General features: G+C 57.2%; 23 protein-coding genes. 12 read left to right on the top strand and 11 right to left on the bottom strand.

Annotated features, from left to right (window positions below; genetic code table 11):
• Window positions 1-238 precede the first annotated feature (238 nt).
• The 7 genes from ACVWZP_RS00560 (at window position 239) to ACVWZP_RS00530 (ending at window position 7,300) form a co-directional block, all read left to right on the top strand.
• On the top strand, window positions 239-1,795 hold the full coding sequence (locus ACVWZP_RS00560; protein WP_046382746.1) for a methyl-accepting chemotaxis protein: 1,557 nt from the start codon (window positions 239-241) through the stop codon (window positions 1,793-1,795).
• Window positions 1,796-2,059: 264 nt separating this feature from the next.
• Window positions 2,060-3,091: a phosphate ABC transporter substrate-binding protein PstS gene (gene pstS, locus ACVWZP_RS00555; protein WP_026140103.1), complete on the top strand. Its 1,032-nt coding sequence runs from the start codon at window positions 2,060-2,062 to the stop codon at window positions 3,089-3,091.
• A 74-nt stretch (window positions 3,092-3,165) separates the two neighbouring features.
• Window positions 3,166-4,131 carry a phosphate ABC transporter permease subunit PstC gene (pstC, locus tag ACVWZP_RS00550; protein WP_457369272.1) on the top strand — a complete coding sequence of 322 codons (966 nt, stop codon included), beginning with the start codon at window positions 3,166-3,168 and terminating at the stop codon, window positions 4,129-4,131.
• A complete protein-coding gene (gene pstA / locus ACVWZP_RS00545; RefSeq protein WP_026140105.1) occupies window positions 4,131-5,024 on the top strand; it encodes a phosphate ABC transporter permease PstA in 894 nt (297 codons plus the stop codon). The genes pstC and pstA overlap by 1 nt, the downstream gene beginning before the upstream one ends.
• A gap of 76 nt (window positions 5,025-5,100) precedes the next feature.
• Window positions 5,101-5,862 carry a phosphate ABC transporter ATP-binding protein PstB gene (gene pstB, locus ACVWZP_RS00540; RefSeq protein ID WP_017847588.1) on the top strand — a complete coding sequence of 254 codons (762 nt, stop codon included), beginning with the start codon at window positions 5,101-5,103 and terminating at the stop codon, window positions 5,860-5,862.
• A gap of 104 nt (window positions 5,863-5,966) precedes the next feature.
• Window positions 5,967-6,668, top strand: coding sequence for a hypothetical protein (locus ACVWZP_RS00535; RefSeq protein WP_017847589.1), 702 nt, complete (start codon window positions 5,967-5,969; stop codon window positions 6,666-6,668).
• Window positions 6,665-7,300 carry a hypothetical protein gene (locus ACVWZP_RS00530; protein WP_169850792.1) on the top strand — a complete coding sequence of 212 codons (636 nt, stop codon included), beginning with the start codon at window positions 6,665-6,667 and terminating at the stop codon, window positions 7,298-7,300. Before ACVWZP_RS00535 ends, ACVWZP_RS00530 begins: the two co-directional genes overlap by 4 nt.
• 248 nt (window positions 7,301-7,548) lie before the next feature.
• On the opposite strand, the gene ACVWZP_RS00525 is transcribed toward ACVWZP_RS00530, so the two are convergent.
• On the bottom strand, window positions 7,549-8,448 hold the full coding sequence (locus ACVWZP_RS00525; RefSeq protein WP_046382743.1) for a LysR family transcriptional regulator: 900 nt from the start codon (window positions 8,446-8,448) through the stop codon (window positions 7,549-7,551).
• 277 nt (window positions 8,449-8,725) lie between these two features.
• Between ACVWZP_RS00525 and ACVWZP_RS00520 the strand changes: the two genes are divergently transcribed.
• A complete protein-coding gene (locus ACVWZP_RS00520) occupies window positions 8,726-9,847 on the top strand; it encodes an amidohydrolase family protein (RefSeq protein ID WP_057005724.1) in 1,122 nt (373 codons plus the stop codon).
• Window positions 9,848-10,252: 405 nt separating this feature from the next.
• Complete coding sequence (locus ACVWZP_RS00515) at window positions 10,253-10,522, top strand: DUF2790 domain-containing protein (protein WP_128192417.1); 270 nt, start codon at window positions 10,253-10,255, stop codon at window positions 10,520-10,522.
• A 167-nt stretch (window positions 10,523-10,689) separates the two neighbouring features.
• On the opposite strand, the gene ACVWZP_RS00510 is transcribed toward ACVWZP_RS00515, so the two are convergent.
• From ACVWZP_RS00510 to ACVWZP_RS00495, 4 genes are all read right to left on the bottom strand, one after another.
• Window positions 10,690-11,832, bottom strand: coding sequence for an FAD binding domain-containing protein (locus ACVWZP_RS00510; protein ID WP_079444318.1), 1,143 nt, complete (start codon window positions 11,830-11,832; stop codon window positions 10,690-10,692).
• A 52-nt stretch (window positions 11,833-11,884) separates the two neighbouring features.
• Window positions 11,885-12,997, bottom strand: a complete 1,113-nt coding sequence (locus tag ACVWZP_RS00505) for an alkene reductase (protein WP_046382739.1) — start codon at window positions 12,995-12,997, stop codon at window positions 11,885-11,887.
• 37 nt (window positions 12,998-13,034) lie between these two features.
• On the bottom strand, window positions 13,035-13,679 hold the full coding sequence (locus ACVWZP_RS00500) for a DsbA family oxidoreductase (protein WP_046382738.1): 645 nt from the start codon (window positions 13,677-13,679) through the stop codon (window positions 13,035-13,037).
• A gap of 111 nt (window positions 13,680-13,790) precedes the next feature.
• Window positions 13,791-14,708 (bottom strand): LysR family transcriptional regulator, encoded by a 918-nt coding sequence (locus tag ACVWZP_RS00495; protein ID WP_457369271.1) that lies wholly within the window; start codon window positions 14,706-14,708, stop codon window positions 13,791-13,793.
• Between the two features lie 235 nt (window positions 14,709-14,943).
• Between ACVWZP_RS00495 and ACVWZP_RS00490 the strand changes: the two genes are divergently transcribed.
• The 3 genes from ACVWZP_RS00490 to ACVWZP_RS00480 are packed head-to-tail and all read left to right on the top strand — an operon-like array spanning window position 14,944 to window position 18,931.
• Window positions 14,944-16,218 (top strand): c-type cytochrome, encoded by a 1,275-nt coding sequence (locus ACVWZP_RS00490; protein ID WP_079444321.1) that lies wholly within the window; start codon window positions 14,944-14,946, stop codon window positions 16,216-16,218.
• A complete protein-coding gene (locus ACVWZP_RS00485; protein WP_017847599.1) occupies window positions 16,215-16,679 on the top strand; it encodes a (2Fe-2S)-binding protein in 465 nt (154 codons plus the stop codon). Before ACVWZP_RS00490 ends, ACVWZP_RS00485 begins: the two co-directional genes overlap by 4 nt.
• The gene (locus ACVWZP_RS00480; protein WP_261754812.1) at window positions 16,676-18,931 is read left to right on the top strand and encodes a xanthine dehydrogenase family protein molybdopterin-binding subunit; all 2,256 of its coding nucleotides are present in this window, start codon (window positions 16,676-16,678) and stop codon (window positions 18,929-18,931) included. The genes ACVWZP_RS00485 and ACVWZP_RS00480 overlap by 4 nt, the downstream gene beginning before the upstream one ends.
• A 148-nt stretch (window positions 18,932-19,079) precedes the next feature.
• On the opposite strand, the gene ACVWZP_RS00475 is transcribed toward ACVWZP_RS00480, so the two are convergent.
• The 6 genes from ACVWZP_RS00475 to ACVWZP_RS00450 all read right to left on the bottom strand — a co-directional run bounded on the left by ACVWZP_RS00475 (window position 19,080) and on the right by ACVWZP_RS00450 (window position 24,551).
• The gene (locus tag ACVWZP_RS00475) at window positions 19,080-20,735 is read right to left on the bottom strand and encodes a cation acetate symporter (protein WP_128192422.1); all 1,656 of its coding nucleotides are present in this window, start codon (window positions 20,733-20,735) and stop codon (window positions 19,080-19,082) included.
• Complete coding sequence (locus ACVWZP_RS00470; RefSeq protein WP_046382733.1) at window positions 20,732-21,094, bottom strand: DUF485 domain-containing protein; 363 nt, start codon at window positions 21,092-21,094, stop codon at window positions 20,732-20,734. The genes ACVWZP_RS00475 and ACVWZP_RS00470 overlap by 4 nt, the downstream gene beginning before the upstream one ends.
• 31 nt (window positions 21,095-21,125) lie before the next feature.
• A complete protein-coding gene (locus ACVWZP_RS00465; RefSeq protein WP_128192424.1) occupies window positions 21,126-22,346 on the bottom strand; it encodes an FAD binding domain-containing protein in 1,221 nt (406 codons plus the stop codon).
• Window positions 22,343-22,825 carry a VOC family protein gene (locus tag ACVWZP_RS00460; protein ID WP_057005733.1) on the bottom strand — a complete coding sequence of 161 codons (483 nt, stop codon included), beginning with the start codon at window positions 22,823-22,825 and terminating at the stop codon, window positions 22,343-22,345. The genes ACVWZP_RS00465 and ACVWZP_RS00460 overlap by 4 nt, the downstream gene beginning before the upstream one ends.
• Window positions 22,826-23,119: 294 nt before the next feature.
• Entirely contained in the window at window positions 23,120-23,839 is a 720-nt protein-coding gene (locus tag ACVWZP_RS00455) for a TetR/AcrR family transcriptional regulator (RefSeq protein ID WP_046385219.1), read from the bottom strand.
• A gap of 67 nt (window positions 23,840-23,906) precedes the next feature.
• Complete coding sequence (locus ACVWZP_RS00450; protein WP_046382730.1) at window positions 23,907-24,551, bottom strand: DsbA family protein; 645 nt, start codon at window positions 24,549-24,551, stop codon at window positions 23,907-23,909.
• Window positions 24,552-24,561: the final 10 nt, after the last annotated feature.

Raw genomic sequence — 24,561 nt, 5'->3', positions numbered from 1 at the left:
CGAAAAAGCCACCTTAGTTGAATAACCGACAACTCCGCCAACGCCCGACAGACGTGGAGCTGTATCCTTTCAGTCGCACCGCCAATCAATCTCCCTCGCATCCTGATATTTTTCATACATGGCCCGATTTGCCATCTGGATCAGCCTGACCATCACACTAGTGCTAAAGCATTGGGAGGGATGGTCGACATTCAGGTGATAAAGGATCAATCAACCTGAGTTACTCACTGGAGTCCATATGTTCGGCTGGATCAGCAATATCCGAGTCAGTGCTAAATTAAGTTTGGGATTCGGCCTGGTACTGGGGCTTGCGTTGTTGCTGGCCGCGACCGGCTGGTACGCAGTGGTGACATTGACCGACCGCGGGCTCAAGGTTGAGGAAATTGCTCAGGTCAGCGATTACACCAAAGACTTGCGGATCATTCGCTTGCGCATCGGTACGAACACCCAACCGGATGCCTATCAACCGCTGCAGCAAACCCTGGATCGCCTCGCAGCCCACTTGGACAGTATCGGGGATACGTTCGTCGACCCACAGGATCAAAACCTGATTCAACAGCAGGAAAATGCAGTCAAAGGGTACGGGCAACTGCTGCATGAATTGGCCACCCCCAACATTGACCAGGCGGCCTTGTTTAAACGGATGGGCCAGTTGGGCGACGTGTTGCTCGACACCACACAAAAGCTGATTGAATCGCAAAACACCAAACGCGATACCGATGCCGCGTCCGCCAAGGCCTCGCTGAGCCTCGTCGCGACCCTGGCGCTGCTGCTGGGCGCGCTCGCCGCATGGGTGATCACACGGCAAATCGTCAATCCACTGCAGCACACGCTCCAGGCGGTGAACCGCATTGCCCGGGGCGATTTGACCGAGCATGTGACGGTGACCCGGCGCGATGAGCTGGGCCAACTGCAGTCGGGCCTTCAGCAGATGATGCTCAACCTTCATGAGCTGATCGATGGCATTCGATCCGGCGTCATTCAGGTTGCCAGCGCGGCCGAACAACTGTCGGCGGTGACCGAGCAAACGAATTCGGGGATCAGCACCCAGAAAGCCGAAACGGATCATGTCGCCACCGCAATGAACGAGATGACTGCCACCGTCCACAACGTCGCACGCAACGCCGAGGAAGCTTCCGTCGCTGCCTCGGCCGCCGATCAGCAAGCCAGCGAGGGCGAGCAGATCGTGGGTGAAGCCATCGAGCAGATCCAGCGCCTGGCGACAGAACTCAACCAGTCGGCAGACGCTGTGCGCCACCTCCAGGAACAGAGCGATAAAATCGGCGGTGTCCTGGATGTGATCAAAGCCGTCGCCCAGCAAACCAACCTGCTGGCGCTGAACGCCGCGATTGAAGCCGCCCGCGCCGGAGAGGCCGGCCGTGGTTTTGCGGTGGTAGCCGACGAAGTGCGCAACCTCGCCCTGCGCACCCAGCGCTCCACCGAAGAAATCGAGAGCCTGGTCGCCGGTGTGCAAAGCGGCACCCAAGCCGTGGCCTCGGGCATGGAAAGCAGCCTTCTGCTGAGCGAAAGCAGCGTGGAATGCACACACCGTGCCGTCAGCGCGCTGGAGAACATCACCAGCAAGGTCTCGATCATTCAGGCCATGAATCAGCAGATTGCGACGGCGGCGGAAGAGCAAAGCGCCGTCACCGAGGAGATCAATCGCAGCGTGATCAACGTTCGCGACATCTCCGACCAGACGGCCAACACCTGCGAGGAAACCGCCGCGTCGAGTAACGAACTGGCGCGGCTGGGACATGAGCTGGAACGGCTGGTGGAGCGTTTCAAGGTCTAGGTGCGGCGGCCTGCGCGGCCTGGGCTTTGCCAGAGGCCATCACTCCCCTTTCTGATCGTCTGTCAGGAGCGGGCAAGGCTCAGACTTTGCCCCCTCAGCCCCTCCCCCAAAAAACAAAGGGCGAAACAAGGCTAGACCACCTAATGCACAACGGCCAGCCCCTAGCGCCTGGCGCGGTTGGCGCGACCCGCCATTCAACTTTCATAAAAGCTTAACGAAAGTGCTGCAGAGTTCGGGAGCCCGTTATCACAATGAGTTCCTTCGATGAAAAATTTGATGAAGTCTGCTGCACTCGCCGTTGCGGTTTCTCTTTGTGCAAGTTCCATGGCTTTTGCTGAGGAAAGCGTTCGTCTGAGCGGCTCAGGCGCTAGTTTCCCGGCACCGATCTACCTGACCTGGTTCAAGGATTTCAGTAAGAAAACCGCAGGCGTCACTGTGGATTATCAATCCAAGGGCAGTGGCGCCGGTGTGCAGGACTTCCTGAACAAAACCGTCGATTTCGCCGCCAGTGACTCGGCAATGAAAGACGAAGATATCGCCAAGGTTGCCGAAGGCGTGCAGTTGCTGCCGATGACGGCAGGTGAAATCGTGTTGGCTTTTAACCTGCCGGGCAATCCTAAAGAACTCAAATTGCCACGCGACGTTTACTCCAACATCTTCTTGGGCAAAATCACCAAGTGGAACGACCCGAAAATCGTTGCAGCCAACCCGGGCCTGAAACTGCCTGATATGCCGATCACCGTGGTCGTGCGTGCAGACTCCAGCGGTACCACTGCGGTATTCACAAAGCATCTGGCGACGATCAACCCACAGTTCCAGAAAGATTTGGGTGAAGGCAACACCGTCAACTGGCCTGCCAGCGACAAATTCATCAAATCGCCGAAGAACGATGGTGTGACAGCGACCGTGCGCCAGACTCCGGGCGCTATCGGCTACATCGAATACGGTTTCGCCAAGCTGGCCAAGGTTGACTTTGCCCAACTGCAGAACAAGGCCGGCAAGTACGTTGTCCCTAACGCAGAAAGCGGTGCCGAGGCCCTCGCGGCTGTGAAAATGCCGGAAAGCCTGGTGGCCTGGCTGCCGGATCCGGACGGCGCCAAGTCCTACCCGATCACGTCCTACACCTGGATGATCTTCCGCAAGCACAACGAGAACCCGGCCAAGGCCAAGGCGATGCGCGAAATGGTCGAATACAGCCTGACCGAAGGGCAGAAAATCGCCGACTCGATGGGTTACATCCCGCTGCCGAAATCGGTTGTCGATGAGGTTCGCAAAGCGTCCGCCAACATCCAGTAACGCACGTGAGGCCTCTCTCGGTATGCGCGCTCAGCCATACCGGGAGCGTTTCCCCCTTGTTCCGGAGTTAGCCTATGAGCACACCTTTTGTCGTACCGGTTAACCAGGATTCTGCCTGCCAGCCACCCTCTGCAAAGGATTTCCTGGTTGATCGCACCTTCCGTGCGCTCGCACGAATAGGGGTGATTCTGATTCTGGCGTTGGTCTTCGCCTTGGTATTCGAGGTGGGACGCAAGGCCCTTCCAGGCATGGAAAAGCACGGTTTTGATGTGCTTCTCGACAGCGTCTGGGACGTTAACCAAGGCAAGTACGGCATTTTGCCGGCCATTTGGGGCACGCTCTACAGCGCCCTGATCGCGCTGCTGATCGCAGGCTTTTTCGGCGTCAGCATGGCGATTTTCCTGACCCAGGATTTCCTGCCGGCGAAGCTGGCAGCCGTGTTTCGAACCATCGTCGAATTACTCGCGGCCATCCCCAGCGTCGTTTATGGCCTGTGGGGGATTTACGTGGTGATCCCGACGATTCGCCCGCTTACGGCGTGGCTGAACAGCGAACTGGGCTGGATACCTTTTTTTGGCACGACCTTGAGCGGGCCGGGGCTGCTTCCTGCGGCGTTGGTACTGGCCATCATGATTCTGCCGACCATTGCGGCCGTGTCGCAGGACGCCCTCACCGGTGTCCCGATGAAAACCAAGCAAGCCGCCTACGGCATGGGGACGACCCATTGGGAAGCGATTCTGAAGGTGATGGTGCCATCCGCCGCCACCGGTATTTTCGGTTCCCTGGTCCTCGGCCTGGGTCGCGCGCTAGGGGAAACCATGGCGCTGGCCATGCTGGTGGGCAACGCGAACAACATCTCGCTTTCTCTGTTTGCCCCGGCCAATACGCTAGCGGCCTTGTTGGCGCTGAACTTCCCCGAAGCCGGGCCGAACGAAATCGAAGTATTGATGTACGCCGCACTGGTACTGATGTTTATCACGCTCCTGGTGAACATCATCGGTTCCATGATCATGGTCTATGCCCAACGTGGTACTAAATGATGACTGACATCACTTCCTCTACAGCCGCTTTACCAAGCCTGCAGCGCAAGTTTGAAGGCCGCGCCCTGCGCAGCCTGGTGTTGACCACACTGGTCTGGGGTGGTGCTCTACTGGCCAGCGTGCCGCTGATTTCCGTGCTCTACATGCTGATCACGCGCGGAGGGGCACGCCTGAGCCTGGAGGTATTCACCGAACTGCCGCCAACCGGTTTCGAGACCGGCGGTGGCTTCGGCAACGCGATGGCAGGCACCTTCGTCATGGTCGGTATCGCGGCGGCAATCGCGGTGCCGGTCGGCATCATGGCGGCCATCTTTCTGGCGGAACTGGGGCCAGACAGCAAGCTGGCAAACGCCGCGCGCTTTGCCGCCAAGATGCTCACGGGCCTGCCATCCATTCTGGCCGGGGTGTTTGCCTACGCGCTGGTGGTGATGACCACCGGTACCTATTCAGCACCGGCGGGTGGCGTGGCACTGGCGGTACTGATGTTGCCCATCGTCGTGCTGACGGCTGAAGAGTCGATGAGGATGGTGCCTAAAATCATGAAGGATGCGGCCTACGGCATGGGTTGTACCCGCTCGCAGGTCATCTGGAAAATCGTCTTGCCTACCGGCATGCCGGCGATCCTGACGGGCGTCATGCTCGCCGTGGCCCGCGCCGCGGGCGAAACCGCGCCGTTGTTGTTTACCGCGCTGTTCAGCAACTACTGGATTTTTCACGACGGCAGCCTGGCAGTCATGAATCCGACGGCATCGCTTGCCGTGCTGATTTACAACTTCTCCGGTATGCCCTTCGACAACCAACTCGAGCTCGCATGGGCAGCCTCGCTGGTGCTGGTGATGATCGTATTGGTCGTGAATATTGTCAGCCGCATTTTCGGCAAGCCCAAGTATTGAGAACGGGAGCATCTGAATTTTGAACGTATCAACTGCGCAAATAGCCGCTCCGTTTGTCACCCAGGCGCCTGTCGTCATGGACTGCAAGCTGGACAAAATTTTCTACGGCAACTTCATGGCGGTACGTGACAGCCATGTGCCGATCGAAAAAAACAAGATCACCGGTTTCATCGGCCCTTCTGGCTGCGGCAAAAGTACCGTGCTGCGTAGCCTCAATCGGATGAACGATCTGGTGAAAGGCTTTCGGTTTGAAGGGCACGTGCATTTCCTTGGGCAAGACGTCTATGGCAAGGGCGTTGACCCGGTGGTCGTGCGACGTTACATCGGTATGGTTTTTCAGCAGCCGAACCCATTTTCGATGAGCATTTTCGACAACGTTGCGTTTGGCCTGCGCCTCAATCGCTACAAAGGCGACCTGGGAGACCGTGTAAAGCACGCCCTGCAAGGCGCGGCGCTGTGGGATGAGGTCAAGGACAAGCTCAAGGTCAGCGGCCTGTCACTCTCCGGCGGCCAGCAACAACGGCTTTGTATCGCTCGCGCCATCGCGACCGAACCTGAAGTGCTGTTGCTGGATGAGCCCTGTTCGGCACTCGACCCGATCGCGACGCGCCGGGTCGAGGAGTTGATGGTTGAGCTGAAGAAGGATTACACCATCGCCCTGGTCACCCACAATATGCAACAAGCCATCCGTGTTGCGGACACGACAGCGTTTTTCTCGGTTGATATTTCCCAGGGCACGCGCACCGGTTATTTGGTTGAGATGGGCCCAACGGCGCAGATTTTCGATAACCCGCGCGAACAAATGACCGGGGATTACATCAGCGGCAAGTTCAGCTAAACAGCAAACGTCCAGTCAAGACCGCATACCGCTATAGTGCCAAAGGTGCTTTAGCGGGCATCCGGTCGTTTTACCTGCTTATCTACCGTTTCCCAGGATTGCCAATGCCTGCACCCCGTCGTCTTGATCTACCTGCAATCGAACGCGCGCTACGCGAGGTGCAGAGCCGCTTTTCCGAGCTCAGCAGGCACTTTACCGAGCCGCGCGACCCCTTGACCGACGAAGTGCTGCACAATGTACTTGAAGGTTATGCGTTGATTGACAGCTATGTCGCAAGCGGCGTAGACCTGTTCGACCTTCAGCAACTGAACCTGATGCTGGAGATCAACGCCACCGTGCTCTGTGGCCGGGACCCGGTACGCCGACGAGAATACGCTCAACATCTGGCGGCGACCGAGGAACACTTCTTCAACAACGTCGAGGGGGGGATAAAAGACTTGTTCAATTGGTACTGTGCGTATCGCAGCGAATCCGTCTGGAAACGTGCAGCCGGTGTCTACGTGCGAATCCTCAGCAAGCCGCAGTTGTTTATTGAAGGCAATAACCGCAGTGGGTCGCTCATCGTCAGCTATTTGCTCATGCGCGCAGGTTTGCCTCCATTCGTGCTGACGCTGAAAAACGCCGAGGGCTACTTCAACCCGTCATCGGTCATACGCAACTCCGCCAAGCATGGCGTCAAGGCGTTGTATGAATTGCCCAAGATCAAGAAAAAGTATGCAGCCTTCCTGGAAGATCAGGCATCTGATTCAATGAAATTTCTTCTCAACGACAAGGCCTCGCCCCTTTACCAGGAGGGTCATCGATGAGCCGGTATCCCACGCTCGCTAAATGCCGAGCTTCCGGCAGCCGGGTATGGCACGCCATGCGGCGCGCCGTCCCGATGCACGGATTCAGGCGTCAGCGCATACGCATTTCGTTCGATATCGATGACACCCTGGCCTGCCAACTCCACCACTGCGCGGTCGAGCCAAGCCGGCTGCCGGCCTGTGTGCATCGTTGGCTGGGTGAACCACTGCGTATCGGCACACGCTCCCTGACCCAAGAGTTACGTCGCCAGGGCTGCAGTATCTGGGTCTACACCTCGTCCGGTCGCACTCCGTCCTACATCAGGCGTTGGCTTTTGCTGTACGGCATCCGCGTCGACGGGGTGGTCAACAGCATGCTGCATAACCGTGCCCTGACGGTGCATGGCCTGTCGAACGCGCCCTCGAAATTTCCGCCGGCATTCGATATCGACTTACATGTCGACGATTCCGAAGGCGTGCGGACTGAAGGGCGTGATCACGGTTTTCGCGTTGTTGTCGTGCATCCGGAGGATGAGCGCTGGGCACAGAAAGTCCTCGATGCCGTGGCGGAAGTCCAAGCACAGCTCGCTTGGCAACAACCGTTCAGGAACAAGAAGCCAGCACAACAATGCTCGGAAATTGTGCCCTCGTGATTTTTAGTAACCCTGGCTTATCACCGCGGCCCATGGCTGCAAAAAAATCTTCACGGTCTGGACATTCTCTTGTGTGTTCATCGAAATCGCTCCATTGCCTTTACCCTGGATCGTGTCCGATCTAACCGGACACGTTGTGGGCCTGCGGGTGAGGAAGAGGGTATTCGCACGCCGCGCGGGTATTGGCTGGCAGTCAACTCGATCAAAAGCGACGCGCAACGCGATCTTGCCTGATGCGCAGGACGTGCTTAGGGCGCGAGTATTTCCTGAAGAAACGCGATGAATACACTGATGCGGCTGGAACCACGGTGGTTGGGCAGATACAGCGCATTGATGCAGGTGCTTGCACTGCCTGGGTTGACTTCATATTGCTCCAGCACCCGCGTCAGCCGACCTGCACTGACGTCCTCACGTACCAGCCAATCGGCCAATAGCGTCACCCCGCCACCGGCCAAGGCAGCCTCGCGCAGAATGTCGGCATTGTTGCTTTGCAGCCGTCCCTGCACGTTCACGCGGATGACGTCCTCATCGCCCAGGAATGTCCAGTCGTGGTGGCCCGTGTGGTAATCGAAACGCAAGCACGGGTGCTCGAGCAAGTCGCGAGGGTGTCGCGGCAGTCCGGTTCGTGTCAGGTATTCGGGACTCGCCACCACCCAACGCTGGAAATAGCCCAGCCGCTTGCTGACGATGTCATCACTGACAACCGATGAACCAAGACGTACTGACACATCGATTTGTTCGCTGAGCAGGTCACTGACCTCGTCGCTCAGCGAGAGACTGATTTCCAGACCGGGATGGCGTTCAAGCAACCGCCCCAAGTGCGGGGCGATGATTCGCCGGCCGAATTCCACCGGGACACTGACCCGCAAACGCCCCTGAGCTTCGCTGCCACGGTCGGCAACGACGGCATCCGCGCCATCGATGGCCTCAAGGATCGCCACGACTTTATCGAAATAGTGCTGCCCCGCCACCGTGACGCTCGTATTGCGCGTGGTGCGGTTGAGCAGGCTGGCGCCCAACTCACTTTCCAGCCCCGCGACCTGCCGTGTCACAGACGATGTGGAGATGCCGAGCTTACGCGCCGCAGATGAGTAACCCCCACAGCGCACCGTTTCGACAAACATTTTCAGCGCCAGCAACTTGTCCATGCACGGATTCCGAGATCGAAAGGTAAAGGTAGCGACTGTGCATGACCAGGCAATGGGAGTCTTGCATGGCTGTGCTCAATGGCTTGATTGGTTAAGGAGGCTTGCGATCTCCCTATTGATCGGATGATAATCAAAATTGATCAAATGATCGACCGATTAATAGAGCGACGTCTCGGAGCGGGTACATGCCACGGCGGGAACCGGTCGCTCTGAACCCGTGCAAGCACAAAGGCGCGCACTTGAACCCGTCAAGACAACAATAAAAAGGAGATCGACGATGCAATGCCCCTGCTGTCTTTCAAAGACCCGTCGCCAACTGCTGGGCATCATGGCAGCTACCGCCGGTGGTCTGCTGGTTACCCGTTTATCACCCGCCTCGGCGGCACCGATCAAGAAAGGTGCCGATGTCCCGGTGCGATCGGTGGACATCCATGCACATTACTACCCTGAAGAGTTCTTACACCTCCTGGGAAGTGAGGGCAAAACGTTCGGTGCAAGCTATACCCGCCAGGAAACTACTTTCAGCTTCTCCACCCCGGCCGGAGGATTGGGGCCATTGCCGTTGAAATTCATCGACGTGCAGGCGCGTTTGCTCGATATGGACCATTCCGGCGTCGACGTACAGGCGCTGTCCCTTAGCGTGCCAATGGTGTACTGGGCAGATCGACAACTCAATGCCCGCCTGGCACGTGCCTGGAACGATGCTGCGTCGATGGTCCATCGCCAACACCCACAACGTTTTGTGGTGCTGGCCACGTTGCCGATGCTAGAGGCTGACGATGCCATCGCCGAGCTGGAACGCGCCGCCGAATTGCCTGGGGTTCGTGGGGTGTACATGGGCACAAACATCAACGGCCTGGACCTGGACAATCCGCGCTTCGCGCCCGTCTTTGCCCGTATAGAACAGCTCGGACTCCCAGTATTCCTGCACCCGCAACAAACGGTCGGCGGCAACCGTCTGAGCAACTACTACTTGAGCAACTTGCTGGGCAACCCGTTCGATACCGCTATCGCGGCGTCACACCTGATCCTCGGCGGAGTATTGGATCAATACCCTCAACTGCATGTGTCATTGCCTCACGCCGGTGGGGCTTTGCCAATACTCGTGGGACGTCTCGATGCCGGGTGGACCTCACGTCCTGAGACACGACGCCTGGCCCAGAAGCCGAGCAGCTACTTGACGCGATTCAGCTACGACACCGTGTCGCACTCCGGGCCGGTGCTGGACTATTTGATCGCCAACGTCGGTATCGACCATCTGGTCCTGGGCAGCGACTACTGCTTCGACATGGGCTATGAACAGCCGGTGCGTTTTGTCGAAAGCGTAGGCTTGGGTCCGCGCGAGAAAGCGGCAGTACTCGGCGCCAACGCGGCCAGAATCCTGAAACTCCCCGTATAGCGTTGGCGAAACTCTCGATTTCCCTTTGGCCGGTTTGACCGGCCTTTTTTTTGCGAACCGTTCAAGACTTCACCAAATCGTCTCTGCCGTTCGCTCGGGCCCCCAGCCAAGATGATCGAACCGAATAAACAAATACTGATCAATCATAACCATGGGCCCATACGACTTTAAATAAATCAGTCAAAAGACTATAAAAACCAACCGACCCGCATTGCCGACAGCAAGCACTACACCCATTAAATTATATTGGCCCATCTGTAGACAAACATGGATAAACATCATTTTCGGTAATAATCAGTATCCCGCCTGAGCATTTCTACAAACAACCTGGCGACAGCATAATCAGCTCCAGAAGCAAACAAAGAGATCTTGTCCCCTCTCTCACTCTTACTGGAAGACACCCTGATGAAATATGCAATGCTCGCCTCACTGATGATGTTTAGCGTATACGCTTCAGCCCATGATGGCGCCAACAACAATGCCTCTGCCCCTGAACCTGAGCAGTACAATTATTCCGAACACCTGGATATCGCCAAGGTCATCGACATCACTACAGCAGAGGACACAAACAACGCTTGTGGCCCAGTGGACGCGCACATGGTGTATGTGGATCACAAGGGTATAACGCACGACCTGCAATACAAAATACTCGGTGGCGCTTGCCAGAATGGTTAAAACTTCAAAGTTTACAGGTGCTAAAAAAGAGGAGACCGCTTCGATCTGAAGCTAATCTCCTCTTTTTATATTCAGTCTAGAAAGACTGCAACAGCCCAACGATCACACCCCACTTTCATCCCGCCAACGCAAGGCTCTCGCCAATAAGTCCGATGTGAGCCGCTCCATCAGGCTTGGGCGATCCCCATAATCCGATTGCCCATACTCACCCCCCAATCCGCCATACGCATGCCTTCTGCAAGTTGTTGGTGCTGCCAGGCAAGCAGGGCTTTATCGAGGTCGCCGATGTCGTCGATTGCTTGCGCCAGGGCCAGTGCATTGCGGGCTGCCTTGGCCGTGCTTCCGGCGGTATGAGGACGCGGCACAAAAGCGGCGTCGCCAGTCAACAGCACACGGCCAAACACCATCTGAGGAACTTTGAGATCAAGGATCGCTTGCACAAAAATATCTTGGGTCTGGCGAATCAGTTCCCGAAAAGCCGGGTTCGCCTGCCGCTCACCCATTCCCCGTATGTAAGCATCCTGCCCAGCGGCCAAGGCTCCGGGTGGAATGGAGTGACTACGCCGACGGCCATCGCTGTCAGTGAGCACAGCGTCCAGTTCCGCCCCTTGCGCAGCTTTCAGGTACCACAGCCAATTGAACCGACGCTCGCCCGGATTAACGGAGCCATTCACGCTCGGCACCATGTATTCCAGCATCAGCGATTCAGGGTCTTGTTGAAAAACAAAGTCCTCGTAAAGCTGCATTTTGGCGAAGTCTGGAAGTTGCTCTTCATCGACCAGCCCGCGCCACACCACATACCCCGAATAGCTGGGTACTGTTCCAGGCAACACCACGCTTCGCACGGTTGAACCCGAGCCATCAGCGCCAATCAGCAGGTCTGCCTCGGCAGTGCTGCCGTCGGCAAAAATCGCAGTCACCCGGTGTTCATTCTGAGTCAGATCCACCAACGTCTTGCCACGGTGATAATGCTCAGCAGCAAATGCAGAAAATAATGAGCTGTACAGTGTGTTCCAGGACGTCTGGGTTTGCGGCATCGGCTCTTTATGCACGACGCTACCCTCTCGATCCAGATAGAGACGATCATGGGACCGGACGCCGAGCGCACCTGCCGGATGAATGCCCGCATAACGAAAATGGTGCAGGACGTCCGCTTGCAGAACGATGCCCCCGCCACGACTATCCATCGCCGCAGGGGATCGCTCGTAAATATCGACCTGCCAACCAATCGCGCGTAACGCCGTGGCGGCGAACAGCCCGCCCAGGGAACCACCAATGACCAAGGCCTTTGGAACGCCTGAACTCTTCATTACCTTTCTCCTCGTTGCAGGGTGATTCCCGCAGCTGCGGTTTACCGTTGCGTTATGCCAACACCGGATAGTCGATGTACCCCTTGGCGTCGCCGCCAAAAAAGCTGTTGCCGTCAGCCACGTTGAGTTCGTTGCGACCACGCAAGCGAGCCGGTAAGTCGGGGTTGGCAATGAACGGGCGACCAAACGCAATGAGGTCTGCACGGCCCTGCGCAATGGCCTGTTCGGCCGTTTCGCCGGAGTAGCCACCCGCCAACATCAGAACGCCGTGGAAGTCAGTACGCAGTTGCTTGATGATCGCGTCCCAGCGTGGATCGTTACTTTCATCGAGCACTGTGCCGACCATCATCGGTTCTACCAGGTGCAGATAAGCGAGATTCCAGTGATTGAGCCGGGATGCGATGTAGCCAAAGGTTTGTTCCGGGGTGTCATCGCCCATTCCCATGAAACGTCCCATCGGTGTCAGGCGGACAGCAACACGTTCTGCACCTACTTCCGCGGTCACGGCTTCCACGACTTCAAGCAGCAACCGCGCACGGTTTTCGATACTTCCCCCGTAGCGATCACTTCGCTGATTGCTGGCGCTGTTGATGAATTGGTCGAGCAGGTAGCCGTTGCCCGCGTGAATTTCCACACCATCCATACCGGCCAGAATCGCGTTGCGAGCGGCCCTGCGGAAGTCGGCAACGATCGCTTCGATCCCAGGAATGTCCAGCGCCTGAGGGACAGGTACATCACCCCATACGCCTTCGCCCTCTTCATTCAGGATGAAGGTCTTGCCGGGCACTGGCTGCGCGGTCGGTGCCACCGGCAAGCCGCCGTTAGGCTGGAACACCGGGTGCGACACTCGCCCCACATGCCAGAGCTGCAGGAAAATGCGCCCGCCTTCTGCGTGTACGGCTTCGCTGACAGCCTTCCAGCCCTGAATCTGCTCGTCGCTATGGATGCCGGGCGTCCAGGCGTAACCCTGGCCCTGCTGCGAAATCTGTGTAGCCTCGGTAATGATCAATGCAGCACTGGCACGCTGACGGTAGTACTCGACGTTCATCGATGTCGGTACGTTGCCAGGTTGCCCCGCTCGCGAGCGAGTCAGAGGCGCCATGACGACGCGGTGATCGAGGGTGAATTGGCCGAGTTTGATAGGGCTGAACAAGTGATGAGTCATGATGATGTCCTGAATGGATTGGGATTGAAAAACCGCCTCAGGCGGCTTGGCTTCGCTTCAGTATCTGGATCATTATTTCGATGGGCTGCGCGCCACTGATCACGTCATCTGCGATCTGGATACTCGGCACCGAGCGCACACCGGACGCCTTGGTTTGGGCTTCGAGCTTCAAGACTTCAGCGGTGCCTTCATCGGCCTTGAGAAAGTCGACAATGACCTCTCGGTCCAGCCCGGTTTCGACAGCGATGTCGGCCAGCACAGTGAGGTCGCCGATATCCCGCCCTTCGCTGAAGTACGCTTTGAAAATGGCCTTGACCAGCAAGGAAGCGTCTCGACCCGCCTGTTGCTCGCGCCATACCAACCGATGCGCGGCCAGGGTGTTGGGGGTTTTTTCGACGCGCTCATAATCGAACTCAAGGCCGACGGCCTTACCGGCGTGGGTGACCTGTGCGTCCATCGCCTGGCTACGCGCCCAGCTGCCGAACTTGCCAGAGCGATAGGCTTTGCGATCCATGCCTCGAACCGGCATGTCCGGGTTCAACTGATAAGGCAGGAAACTGATTGGGCGGTCCGTTGAAAAACCCGAAGCGGCCAGCGCGCGTTCAAGATTTTCCTCACCGATCCAGCACCATGGGCAGATGAAGTCGTAAGTCACCTGAATTTTGGATGAATGCAAACTCATGACGGTCTCCGTGGTTGAATGTTTCACCCCCCCAAGGTAGGTGCCGGAGCGCCGACAGAGAATCCACCTGCTGCACAACGTAGCTTTTCGCAAAACGCAACGATGCACCGATCACGTCGTCGGCTGTGTTTGCGACTTGAGCAATTCGGTGAGGAAATCAATGAACGCATTGATACGTTTCGAGCCGCGATGATTGGGCAGGTACAAAGCCGAGATCGCTGAACTGGCGCTGTTCGGATTGACGACAAAAGCGTCGAACAAGGCAGTGAGTCGACCACTGTCGACGTCATCATTGACCAACCAATCGGGTAACAGCGCCACCCCGCACCCGGCCAGCACCACTTCGCGCAGGACCTCGGCATTGTTGCTCTTGAATTGCCCTTCGACGGGCACGCGCAGCTCTTGGCCCTGCTCTGTAAATGTCCAGAACTGCTGTGGCGCGCCATAGTTGAAGCACATGCACTCGTGCTGCATGAGGTCCATGGGTCGGTCGGGAAATCCTCGAGCGTTCAGGTACTCGGCGCTGGCGACTACGCGGCGGCGAAAGTTGCCGATGCAGCGGCTGACCAGCGTTTCCATCGCCGCTGGCGACCCCAGCCGGATCGATAGATCGATGCGTTCGCCGAGCAGATCGACGATGTCGTCCGATAGCGTCATATCCAGTACGAGCAGGGGATAGCGCGCTAAAAGCGCGCCGATATGAGGGGCAATAAGACGCTGTCCAAACGCCACGGGCACGGAGATACGCAACTGTCCCGCGGGCACTTCACCGCGGTCCGAAACTGACTCGTCAGCGTCAGCCATGGCGCTCAGAATATCCCGGCTTTTCAGGTAGTACACACTACCGGCATCGGTCAACGTGACTCGCCGGGTAGATCGATTCAGCAGCACGGCACCCAGGTCATCCTCAAGCCTGTCGATCATTCTGGTGACTGAAGAGGTCGCCAGATTGAGTTGCCTGGCGGCAGACGAAAAGCCCTTGGAATCTACTGACTGGATGAATATTTTCAGTGCGAGCAGCTTGTCCATGAAACCCCTTCCGTCATTACGCTCCTTGAGCGCCTATCTTTGGACATCGGCGCACCCTGCGCGAGTTAACGGTTGTTAATTCTGCCGCCGTTGCGCCTGGCGCAATGTAGCGTTGCGCCTTGATGGGGTACTCCATCACAAGCGCCCTCTCTAAGCTCACGACATGGAAAATCGCCGCCCATCGCACGCGGCGGATTGAAAAATCTGTCGTTAATTCAGCTCGAGAGGTAAGGCGATGAAGCGCAAGACGATCATCGGTGCCGTTCTGGCAATCGGCGTCGCGGGGTTAGGCTTTGCGTTCTGGATGATGTGGAGGCCGGAAATTGCCACTGTCAGCCAACACCTGAATGCTGATCGCGAGACGCTGGACAGAGGCCGCCGCGTGGTCGAAGCGGGCGACTGTGCGGTCTGTCACACACGGCCAGGGGGCGCCTACATGGCCGGTGGGTTGCCGCTGGTAACGCCCTTCGGAACCCTCTTCACCACCAACATCACCCCGGACCCGCAGTCCGGTATCGGTCAGTGGTCGCTGGACGCCTTTGAACGGGCCATGCGTGAAGGCATCGCGCGTGACGGCCACTTTCTCTATCCGGCCTTCCCCTACGTGCATTACCGGAAGCTGAGCGATGCCGATATTGCCGACGCCTATGCCTTCCTGATGAGTGTGGACCCGATCAAATACACCGCACCGGAAAATCATATGGTCTTCCCCATGAACTTCCGTCCGCTGGTGTCTTTCTGGAACTTACTGTTCCTGCATGGGGATCCGCTGGAACCACTTCCCAACCGATCAGCACAATGGAACCGCGGACGTTATCTGGTCGAAGGCGCGGGGCACTGTTCGTCGTGCCATTCGCCCCTGAATCTGATTGGTGGGGAGAAAGGCAGCGAACTGTTCAACGGTGGCGTCGTCGACGGCTGGACAGCTCCTGCCCTGCGCGGAATGACCGAGGCACAACACCCCTGGAATGAAGCCCAGTTGGTCGCCTATCTGACGGGCGAGGTCGCCGAAGGACATGGCGCAGCGGCGGGCCCGATGTTGCCGGTCAGCCTGAGCATCGCGCAATTGCCGGCGGAAGACGCGCATGCCATCGCGCAGTACATTCTTGACCTCAAGAAGACTTCATCGGATGCCCCATCGCCGCCCTGCACCTCTGGGGTCAAGCCCAGCGCCACGGCGCTGCGGGGCGCCGCGTTGTTCGAGGGGGCCTGCGCGAGTTGCCATGGCCGCGCGGCGCCGATGCGCGTCATTGAATCGCGGCCGGCACTGGCGAACACCTCGGCGGTGAGGGCGGACTCGCCACGCAATTTGATCCAGACCATCCTGCAGGGCATCCCGATGTCCAGCGCCGCTTCCAGCCACTACATGCCTGCCTTCGCCCACAACCTGGACGACACCCATGTAGCCGCACTTGCCGAGTACTTGCGCAATGAAAGCTGTGCAAACCGACCCTGGACGGATCTCGACAAGACAATCAAAAGTATTCGGGCTCAGGAGCAGCAACCGTGATCACACTTGACATCAACGGCAAGACTCACGAACTGGACATCGCGGACGACATGCCCCTGCTATATGCCTTGCGCAACCAGGTGGGGCTCAATGGCGCCAAATACGGCTGCGGCCTGGGTCAGTGCGGCGCGTGCACCGTGTTAGTGAACGACAAGCCGGTGTTTTCCTGCCTGACGCCGTGCGGCGCACTGGCGGGCAAATCGGTACGCACCGTCGAGAGCCTGGGCAGCGTCGACCAACCGGGGCCGTTGCAGAAAGCCTTTATCGATGAACAGGCCGCCCAGTGTGGTTATTGCATCGCGGGAATGATCGTGAGGGCGCAGGCGCTGCTGGAGGCCAACCCTCATCCGGACGATGAAACGATCCGCCGCCACATGGCACCGAATTTATGCCGCTGCGGCACCCACGTGCGGATCTTCGCCGCGATCAAGTCGGTTGTCGCGCAGGGAGGCAAGGTATGAAAACCCCCACGCAAAACGTCAATCTGAGCCGCCGCGCCTTCGTGATAAACGGGGCTTTGGTGATGGGGTTCGCGATGCTTCCAGGTATTCCCCGGGCCTTCGCTGACACCGAGGTGGACACCTTGGGTACGACAATCCTGGCGCCTGATCTGCCCGGCAGCCTGCGGGCCACGCCCTATCTGGACGCCTGGATCCGCATTGATGCGAAAGATGGCATCACCGTCTACACCGGCAAAGTGGAACTGGGCACGGGTGTTAAAACTGCGCTCCTGCAGATCGCCGCCGAACGCCTTGAAGTGTCACCTGGGCTCATCCGTTTTCTCACTGCCGACACTGCACTGACACCCAATGAAGGTTACACCGCCGGCAGCCATACGATCGTCGACAGCGGCACTGCACTGTTCAACGCCGCGGCCCAGGTGCGGCAGTTGTTACTCGAGTCCGCAGCACGGCAATGGCAGCGCAGCATCGACAGCCTGACCACGCGGGATGCGGTGATCTACGATACACAAGGCCGCAGCATGACCTACGCACAGGCAGTGGTGGGGGTTCAACTGCATCGCTTTGCGTCGGCCAACTCGCCCTTCAAGCCAGCTGGCAGCTTCACCCTGATCGGCAAATCGTTACCTCGGCTGGACATCCCGGCCAAAGTCAGCGGCGGTGCGGCCTATGTGCAGGACATGCGGCTGCCCGATATGCTGCACGCCCGGGTGATACGCCCGCCCCGGCGCGGCAGTCAGCTTCTGGAGATCGACGAGGCCGCCCTCAGGCAACTTCCCGGCGAGGTGAAACTGGTCCGCAATGGCAGCTACCTCGCCGTGGTCGCCACCGATGAATGGCTGGCGGTCAAAGCGATGCGCGAGGGCTACGCCAAGGCCCGCTGGACAGAAGGTAACCCGCTGCCTGACTCGACACACATCCATCAACTCCTCACCGAATTACCGGCGCGGCGCTATCCGGTGAGCGCCAAGGGTGACCTCCCGCAACCGCTGCCGCGTGCTTACAAGGCCCGGGTGACCAAGCAATACCTGATGCACGGCTCCATCGGGCCCTCCTGCGCAGTGGCCTGGTTCAAGGATGGAACATTGACCGTCTGGACCCATACCCAAGGTGTCTACCCTCTGCGCGCGGGTATCGCCGAGATGGTCGGCCTGCCAGTGGCTCAGGTGCGTTGCATCCACGCGGAAGGTTCCGGTTGCTATGGCCACAACGGCGCCGATGACGCCGCCGCCGATGCCGCGCTGATTGCCATGGCCATTCCCGGCAAGCCGATACGGGTGCAATGGATGCGCGAACAGGAAAACCTCTGGGAGCCGTACAGCTCGGCCATGCTTGCCGAGGTGGAAGCGGGACTGGACGACAGTGGGCGTCTTCGTGACTGGAAATACGAGCTCTGGAGCACCCCGCACAACGAACGTATCGTCAATGCCGGGCGCCTGTTGCCGGCGTGGCTGTTGGCCAATCCCTTCACCCCGGCACCTTCGGTGCCGATTGCTCAGCCCGAAGGTGACGGCGACCGTAATGCCGTTCCGTTGTATGAGATACCCAACCTGAAGGTCGACATGAACTTTGTGCTGACCATGCCATTCAGGACCTCGGCCATGCGTTCGCTCGGTGCCCATATCAACATCTTCGCCATCGAGAGCACCGTCGATGAACTGGCGGCTAGGGCCACCATCGACCCGGTGCAATTTCGTCTGAATCACTTGAGCGATCCGCGAGCACGGGCGGTGGTGGAGCGCGTGGCCGCTGAGTTCCGCTGGCCGCACAAAGCAACGGGACCCGGTAGCGGAATCGGCTTCGCCTTTGCCCGCTACAAAAACATCATGGGTTACTGCGCGATCGCCGTGCAGTTGCATGTGCAGCGCCAGACCGGGCAAGTGATGATCGATCGCGTAGTCGCCGCCGTCGACGTGGGGCAAATTGTCAGCCCCGACGGGCTGCTCAATCAGATCCAGGGGGGCATCGTGCAGTCCGCGAGTTGGACGCTCTATGAACGAATCCTCTATGACGCCAGCGGCATGCACAGCTTCGACTGGAGCGGCTATCCGATCATGCGTTTTCCGGATTTACCGCAACAGGTCGAGGTCCACATGATTGATCAGCCGGATCAGCCATTTCTGGGTGCCGCAGAAATCGTCCAGGGCCCCATGGCCGCAGCACTGGGCAATGCCATCAACGATGCCACCGGCAAGCGTTTGCTCGATCTGCCCCTGGCACGACGTGGCTGGCAGGATGCGCTGGGGTCATGACCGATCCGGGCGGTGTCGACGTTATGCCCTTCAGCCAAAAGTAAGCCACCCGATTCCGGCGAAACGTCTGAATCGGTAGCCAGGCGCACGCTCGTGAGCGCCTGGAGCTCATGCAGCAACTAGTTAACGCGAACACTAATAACCCGAATCAATCAGCCTTCAGCAGCGCTCTCCATGTTGCCGGCGTACCCAGTTCAGAATCGACCAACTGATTTTCGAATCGATTGCGCTCACCTATGGCACTGACCGAGCGATCGGTAATAGAGAACCAAAAGATACCGACAAATGCTACGGCCATGGAAAACAAGGCCGGATATTCGTATGGGAACCAGGCTTGCGGATTATGGAGGATCTTGACCCACACGGTCGGGCTAAGAATGCATAGGGTAATGGCTGATACCAGCCCCAGCGATCCGCCAATCACGGCGCCACGTGTCGTCAGGCCCTTCCAGTAAATCGACAATAACAGCACGGGGAAGTTGGAACTTGCGGCGATGGAGAACGTTAAGCTCACAATAAATGCGATGTTCTGTTTTTCAAAAGCAATGGCCAATAGAATCGACAACACCCCCAACACGATGGTTGTAACGCGAGAGACGCGCATCTCTTCACGGTCGCTGGCGGTGCCCCGGCGCAAGGCATGTGCATAGAGGTCATGCGAAACAGCAGACGAGCCTGCAAGGGTGAGCCCAGCCACCACCGCCAATATCGTCGAGAACGACACAGCACACATAAACCCTAGGAACACATTACCGCCTACGTTGTGTGCGAGGTGAATCGCAACCATATTAACGCCGCCTGATATTCCCCCTGATGCATCGTGATAGGCCGGATTGCTGGCAACCAAGGCGATAGTGCCGAAGCCGATGATTACGATCAGGGCATACCCTATGCCGACAAGACCGGTGGCATAAAGAATACTTTGGCGTGCGGCCTTAACGTTACCGACAGTGAAAAACCGCATGAGAATATGTGGAAGGCCTGCCGTGCCGAAGACTAATGCCAGGCCTAGGGAAATCGCAGACACCGGGTCGCTGATCAGACCGCCTGGACTCATGATTGCGACATGGGAAGGATGCACCTGGGTCGCTTGAGTAAACAGCTGGTTCAGGCTGAATCCGAATTGGGACAGCACCATGAAAGCCATGAAGACGCAGCCGGTCAGCAGTAATACGGCCTTGATAATCTGAATCCAGGTGGTTGCTAACATCCCGCCAAAGAAAACATAAATCACCATTAGCGTGCCCACTAGAAGCACTGCTGCGGTGTAATCGAAACCAAACAGCAACTCCACTAGTTTTCCGGCACCTACCAGTTGAGAAACCAGGTAAAGCAACACGATCACAATGGAACTGGAGGCTGAAAATGCTCGTATGGGCCGCGGTTTCAACCGATAGGACAGTACATCTGCCAGGGTGTAGCGCCCCAGGTTTCGCAGTGGCTCCGCAATCAGAAACAGAATGATCGGCCAACTGGCAAGGAAGCCGATCGAGTAAATCAGCCCATCAAATCCACTGGTGAAAACCAAGGCGGAGATGCCCAGCAAAGACGCCGCAGACATGTAGTCGCCAGCGATAGCCCAGCCATTCTGGAAGCCGGTAATTTTTCCTCCTGCGGCATAGTGATCCGCGACGCTATTGTTTTTGCGTGCCGCCCACCGGGTGACGAACAGCGTGAAAATAACGAAGGCCAAAAACATGCCGATGGCAATGGGATTATGTTTTTGTACGGCGCCAGGGATATCGGCCGCGTATACCGTTACCGAAGCAAGCATGGCGGAGATTGTAATAAGTAGACGCTTCATTTGTTGAAGCTCCTGATAATTGTTTTTATTTTAGGGTCGTAGCAGGTGTTAGTGCGCCAGACATAGACAGCAACGAGGAGAGTCGTGAAAGCGAGCATTCCAAAACCGATTGGCACGCCCCACGTCATCGGCTGCCCTTCTGTGATAGGCGTACCCAAACGGGCAGGTATAAAGGCCAGGGAAAGAATAAAACCAAAATAGACGGCGAGCATAAGCGCCGTCATGCTCCACGAAAATAGTCGGCGCTGTTTTACCAAAGCACGAAACTCCGTATTTTCGAGAATCGGGTTTTGAATAGTGTCGTCAACCTGTTCAGCGGACATGGTCGGGCCACCGTCTTGCGGATATGCATGTTCCATGGTGATCTCCAGCAAATGGCTTGTGGCTGAGTTAAAACTTCACGGGCACTGCAGTCTCACGCATCACGGCTTCCGGAGTCCGGTACAACTCCGCCATGTCACGCTCTTCCTCGCTTTTCAGTTGCGCCTGCATATACGCGCCAAGATGCCTGGCGTGCTGAACAATCGAGGCGCCGAAACGACAGCGCCGCTCGCTGTAGTCCGCCAATGCCTCTTCAACCGTTGCATGTCGCGCAAGTGCGTCCACGATTGCCAACGCATCACCGGCGGCCTTGGTAACGCCCATCCCACAATGGGGACGCGCCACGAATGCCGCGTCGCCGAGCAATGCAACACGGCCAAAATTCATCTTCGGTACTTCCAGGTCGTAAATTGGCTGGAATAACGGCTGAGCAGCTTTCTTAACGACTTCGGCAAACTGCGGGGCCAGTAATGTCTCTGCGGACTTGTACATATTGTCGAGCACATCACGGCGTATCAGCGCCGGAGGAATCCCGCCTTCAAACTGTTTACCGCTTTCATCACGCAGCAAATCCTTCAAGTCATCGTCACCGCTGGTGCGGTACCACACGAAGTTGTAACGGCGCTCGCCGACAAGGGTACTGTTGGAATGCCCGGCAACTGGATACCCCAGGATCTGCTCATGCGGGGGCAAACAAAACGCGAATTTATCGAAAAGCGCGGCGTGGGCAGCGTCAGACAGAGCACTTTCATCGACTAACCCGCGCCAGGCGATATAGCCGGCATATTGCAGGTGCACATCGGGTAAAAAATGTTGGCGAATCGTCGACCGAAACCCATCAGCCGCAACAATGACGTCTGCTTGATGAGTCGTCCCATCGGCCAATGTCACGCTGGCATGGGTTTCAGTACTTTCGACCGACACCACACTGCCACCGCAGCGATACCGTGAGTCTGGGAATGCGCAGCGAAGCACCTGGTACATCTTCCCCCACGCGGTCAACGTTTGTGGAAGCGCATTCTCAAGTACGGCTTCGCCGTCCTGGGCCAAAGTGACGCGCGACAGCACATCGATACCTACCGATGCGTCGAGGGGAATTCCCGCTGCGGCCATCGCTTCGAACAACTCAGGGTGTGTAACGATCCCTGCGCCTCGTCCAGCGAGTTCATCCGGAACGCGTTCGAAGACCTCAACGTCCCAACCGTTGCGCAACAGCATATTTGCTGCAAACAGGCCGCCCAGCGAGCCGCCCACGACTATGGCGCGGGGCTTGTTCGAGGCGTTCATCATGGCTGCTCTCCCACCGTTGCAGAGGCATGGGAGGCGTAAGAACCCACAGCATCGATCTCGGAAGCCGGGAAATTGAGCTCGATGGTGACACCAGACGGATCTTCGATGAACACTTGATGCAGGCCTAGACTCGGCACGGTGCGATCGCGCCACGCAATCCCTTCGGCTTTGAAGACGTCCCAGAACTCGACCAGGCCGGTGACCAAAAAAGCAATGTGATCAACCGTCCCAGTGCCTGTCAGCGGGATTTCTTTATCGCCCAGGTATTTTTTCAGGCCTTCAGGATTGGAAGGATCAATCCCGATAATGTGGACCGTGCCGAAGTCCTTCTCATCACCGCCCATGTACAACCAAACGCCAGGGAAATCGAATGGCGGCCGGTAGCCAGGAGTAAAACCGAGGACCCTTTCATAGAATCGACTGGACTTTTCCAGGTCGAACGACCGGATCGAGTAGTGAGCGAGCTTCACGACTTGCATGGTGCCTCCAACAGTTTTTTTGTATTTATTTATCAGTTGATAAACAATACGACCAGCTGAAATTGAAGTAAATAGGTGGCGGATCAAATTTTTGAGGACAGGCTTGAGCCACGCTGTGGCGTCGCCAACAGCGAACGGGCTTCAGGCGTTGGGAAAGGGCTTTTCAGAGCAGGATGGTGCGCGGAAACCCCTCCTCACCCGCTCAGTTGAAGGCTGAAACAGGTGATGAGTGGTCGACAAAAAAGCAGGGCAAAATAGGCGATCAGGAGGCAACAAACAGGAAATCGAAACCGATCAATTCAAGCGAGGCTTCTTACCCAAATCGTTATCGACTTGCTGCAGTACGTGGGGACTGCCGTTAAGGAACGCATCGACCATTTGCTCGATCAGCGCATCTATGTCCTCAGTCACTGGAAGATCGTAAATCCATTTGCGAACACCGATATAGAAAATGCTGGCATGCAGACTCCAGATCAGCTCGAGCTCTTTTTCATTGATCGTGTCACCTGAGGATGGCGCCAATCCATGAGTCTGGCGGATTTCTGCAATGACAGGGATGAAGACCCGCTCACGCAATTTAGCCAGATACCGATCATTGATACCTTCACGTGTCAGCCCGGCGAATACGAAGATACGAATCCACTCTCGCCGCAGAATCACACGAGCGTATGAGGTGTAGAAATGAACCAGGCGAGACTGAAGGGGTTCGGAGCGATCCTTGATCATCGCCTCCCACGAGGAATCCCACTGATATACCTCGTCGTACACGCGGTCTATCAGTGCCTCTTTGCTGGGGAAATATCGATAGAGTAACGGTTGGGTAATATCCAGTTGTCGCGCCAGCTCACGGGTACTGCCCGAGAATCCGCACGTCGCAAAATGCTCGATAGCTTTCTGCACGATTTGCTTTTCCCTGACCTCAGGCGAAAGGCGTCGAGTCGTCGATTTGACGGGGTCTGCTGATTTCGCTGATTTTCCCGACTCGTTCTCGTCTCTATCTTTTGAGTCTTGCATAACGCCTCGCTGGAGCTTCATTAAGGCATCATACAAAACAAAAGAATGCACTGGCTATGAACCACACCTATTTGGCCAGACGACTTTCAATATCCTTCTTGAACAACGCAGGTCGGCTTAAATAATGCCCCATGGCCAACACTTCCATTTGGCCGTCGATCTCCAGCGCAAATGCCGGAAAGCCGCGCGCATTCAGAGCTTCAAGCATCTCGTTGCTGCGCTTGATGTGGTCTTGCAATGAGTCTGCCGTGATCAAATCAAAAGTTGCCATAAACGATTCGGGTTCAAACCCAAGCTCATTGGCAATGCCGGCGATTACCCCTCGGTCAGCAATGGCCTGACCTTCTTGGTAGTAGGCAATTTGCAGGCGTTTGAGCATTTCGATGCCACGTCCGGACAGCTGTTGAGCGGTCAACATCGCTGCAATCGGTGGTGAAGAGTCCAGCTGGACATTTTCATGTTCCAGTACGCCTTGAACATAGGCGTCCGCGAAGGTCTGTTTGCTGAATGCCGTAATCCGGGCTTCGTGAGGACGAACAAAATCGCGCCACTCACCCGACATCAACTTGCTTTTGTCCCCCGAGAGCATGCCCACGCCATGGGCCTGAATTTCCAGGCCAGGAATAGCGGTGGCCGCCGTGATCATCGGCGCCGCCCCATAGCACCAGCCACAGAACGGGTCGTAGACGTAATGCAATGTCGCAGTGCTCATTCAAATCTCC

The sequence above is a fragment of the Pseudomonas sp. TE36184 genome (assembly GCF_054060055.1).
The sequence above is the reverse complement of the archived record's forward strand: the minus strand, read 5'-3'. Positions and strand labels throughout refer to the sequence as shown.